General features: G+C 73.0%; 1 protein-coding gene. It reads left to right on the top strand.

What is annotated here, in order from left to right:
* Window positions 1–80 precede the first annotated feature (80 nt).
* Entirely contained in the window at window positions 81–884 is an 804-nt protein-coding gene (locus C667_RS23305; RefSeq protein ID WP_004390259.1) for a flagellar brake protein, read from the top strand.
* The last annotated feature ends 91 nt before the right edge of the window (window positions 885–975 follow it).

The raw sequence follows: 975 nt of genomic DNA, 5'->3' as shown, positions 1-975 counted from the left end.
TTCCCACCCCGCACTCCACCCCGCACCCCACCCCGCACCCCACCCTCATCCCGACCCTGCCCAATACACGATCGCCCCGCATGGCCGAACCCAGCACTCCACCCCCAGACGGCAACTCCGCCAGCCCCGCAGCGCTCGACATCAGCCGCGGCGACGAGCTCGAGAGGTACACCCTGCGCGGCGCACGCCAGATCCTGCAGCTGCTGCAGGACCTCATCACCCACCGCGGCCTGATCACCGCCCACACCGGCGGCGGCCACTCCTTCATGACCGCGGTGCTGAAGGTGGACGAGGAGCGCGCGCGCGTGGTGCTCGACCCCAGCCCCGACCCCCAGGCCAACCGCCGCGCGCTCGCCGCGCCGCGCCTGACCTGCGCGACCCAGCTCGACGGCATCCGCATCCAGTTTGCGCTCGTCGGCCTGAGCGAGGGCCAGGACAAGGGCCGCCCGGCATTCTTCGCGCCGCTGCCGACCGAGATGCTGCGCCTGCAGCGCCGCGAGTTCTATCGCCTGCAGGTGCCGCTCGCGCACGCGCTGAGCTGCCTGCTGCGGGCGGAGGACCTGGCGCGCAAGCCGGTCGAGGTGAGCGCGCGCGTGATCGACATCGGCGCCGGCGGGGTGGCGGTGGTGGTGCCCGCGGGGGCGGCGGAGTTCGTCATCGGCGGCGTGCTGCCGGCCTGCCGCCTCGACCTGCCCGAGGGCGACCCGATCGAGCTCAACCTCGAGGTGCGCAACCTCAACCGCCAGACACAGCGCAACGGCACCGAGCAGTTGCGCGTCGGCCTGCGCTTCGCCGCCCTGCCGCGCACGGCCGACACCCGCATCCAGCGCTACATCTTCAAGACGGAGCGCGAGCTCAACGCCAAGGCACGCGGGGGAATCTAGGCCCCCTTCGCGCCTGCCGGCGCTCCTACAGAAGCCCCCGACCCGCACCGGTTTCTGTAGGAGCGCCGGCAGGCGCGAAGGGGCCACGGGG

This window comes from Thauera phenylacetica B4P (assembly GCF_000310225.1).
Taxonomy (GTDB): domain Bacteria; phylum Pseudomonadota; class Gammaproteobacteria; order Burkholderiales; family Rhodocyclaceae; genus Thauera; species Thauera phenylacetica.
The sequence above is the reverse complement of the archived record's forward strand: the minus strand, read 5'-3'. Positions and strand labels throughout refer to the sequence as shown.